The organism is Nocardia sp. NPDC058497 (genome assembly GCF_042720195.1).
Lineage (GTDB): Bacteria > Actinomycetota > Actinomycetes > Mycobacteriales > Mycobacteriaceae > Nocardia.
The window spans coordinates 9,004-10,994 of the sequence record NZ_JBHXMY010000017.1 but is presented as its reverse complement, the minus strand read 5'-3'; the positions used below and the strand labels follow the sequence as shown (position 1 = coordinate 10,994).

The following is a 1,991-nucleotide window of genomic DNA, read 5'->3' as shown; positions in this document are numbered from 1 at the left end:
GGGGTGGCTTTGGGAGCCGAGGCGGCAAATTGTGCGACTAAGGGCGGTTGGGTTGGGGGCGGGGCTGGGGGGGCCCCCGCCCCGCTACATCGGTGGCTACACCAGTACGTCGGCCGGGTGGCTCAACAGCTGGGCGCAGCGCAGCAGGCCCAGGTGGCTGTAGGCCTGGGGATGGTTGCCCAGTGAGCGTTCGGCGACGGGGTCGTACTCCTCGCTCAGCAGGCCGGTCGGTCCCGCGGCCGCGACCAGCTGGGCGAACAGCGCCTCGGCGTCCGAGCGCCTGCCGATGAGCAGGTACGCCTCGACCAGCCAGGCGGCGCACAGGTGGAACCCGCCCTCGCCGCCGGGCAGGCCGTCGTCGTGGTGGTAGCGGTAGACCGTTGCGCCGCTGCGCAATTCGGCCTCGGTCGCGATGACCGTCGCGGCGAAACGCGGGTCGGACGGATCGATCAGTCCGCTCAGCCCGATGTGCAGCGTCGCGGCGTCGAGATCGGTGCCGTCGTAGGCGGCGGTGTAGGACTGCACGTCGTCGTTCCAGCCCTTCGCCTTCACCTCCTCGGCGATGGTGTCGCGCAGCGGCGCCCAGTCGGGGTCGGCCACGCGGTCGAAGCGCTCGGCCAGGGTCAGCGCGCGATCGATCGTCAGCCAGCCCATCACCTTCGAGTACACGTGGTGGCGCGGGTTGCCGCGGATCTCCCAGATGCCGTGATCTGGTTCGGTCCAGCGTCGCTGCACCGCCGACACCATCGCGTGCACCAGCTCCCAGTCGGGATCGGGCAGCGCCTTGGCGGGCTCGATGATGCCCTGGCGTTCCCGCTCGTGCGCCATCGAGGTGATCAGGTCGACGATCGGCCCGAACACATCCAGCTGCACCTGCATGTTCGCCGCGTTGCCGACGCGCACCGGCCGCGAACCGGCGTAACCGGGCAGCAGATCGATGACGGCTTCCGGCGGCAGCGTCTCGCCGTAGATCGTGTACAGCGGGTGCAGCCGCTCGGGGCCGGGAATGGTGTCGAGGACCCGGTGCGTCCAGCCGAGGAACTCCTCGGCCTCGGTCAGCGAGCCGAGCGTCACCAGCGCCTGCGCGGTCAGCGACGCGTCACGCAGCCAGCAGTACCGGTAGTCCCAGTTGCGCACGCCGCCGATGTCCTCGGGCAGCGAGGTCGTCGCCGCGGCCAGGATCGAACCGGACGGGCGGTGCACGAGCCCGCGCAGGGTCAGCGCGGAACGCTTCATCAGATCCGGCTTGAGCGGCGGCAGCTGCAGCCCGGCCGCCCACTGCGACCAGTACTGCTCGGCCAGCTGGCGGCGCTGGTGTTCCGGCGTCATCGACGGCGCGAGGTCGGCGGTGCCGCAGCGCAATTCGAGCACGACGGGCGCACCGGACGGATCGACCACCGCGCGGGCCTGCTCGTTGGTGCCGTCGGAGAGGATCTCCCATTGCACGCCGGGCGAGCGCAGCACCATCGGATCGTTGGTGCCGCTGACCCGCAGCCCGCTCGGCACGGATTCGATGCGCACCGGCACCTGGCCGAATTCCGGCCGCGGCGCGAAGGTGACGACGGCCTTCGCGTCACCGGTGATCACGCGGGTCAGATCGGTGCGGTCGGGGGCGACGTCGTGCGGCAGGTAGTCGGTGACTTGCAAACTGGCCCAGCGGGTTTGGACGGTCATCGTGCCGTCCACGTAGCGCTGCGACAGCGGCAGACCCGCGCGCTCCGGCGCCACGGTGAAATGCCCGGCGTTGGCGCCACCGAGCAGGTGCGCGAACACCGCGGCCGAATCCGGCTCGGGATGGCAGAACCAGGTGACTGTCGCGTCCGGGGTGAGCAGCGCGACCGAGCGCGGGCTGGCCAGCATGGTCAGCCGCTCGATCCGCGGCGGGGGGGGGCCGGGCCGCCCCGGAAGGCGGTGCGCCACCCCCAAAGGCCCCCCCCCCCCCCCCGCCCCCCTCGAAAACAACCCCCCGCAGTGCCCGCGCTCGCCCGCGC

1 protein-coding gene is annotated in these 1,991 nt (G+C 71.8%); it reads right to left on the bottom strand.

All coding sequences use genetic code 11. From position 1 onward, the window contains the following. Positions 1-96: 96 nt before the first annotated feature. Positions 97-1,991 (bottom strand): glycoside hydrolase family 15 protein (locus ACFWPJ_RS02520; RefSeq protein ID WP_378846145.1); only part of this gene is annotated, 1,895 nt, incomplete at its 5' end.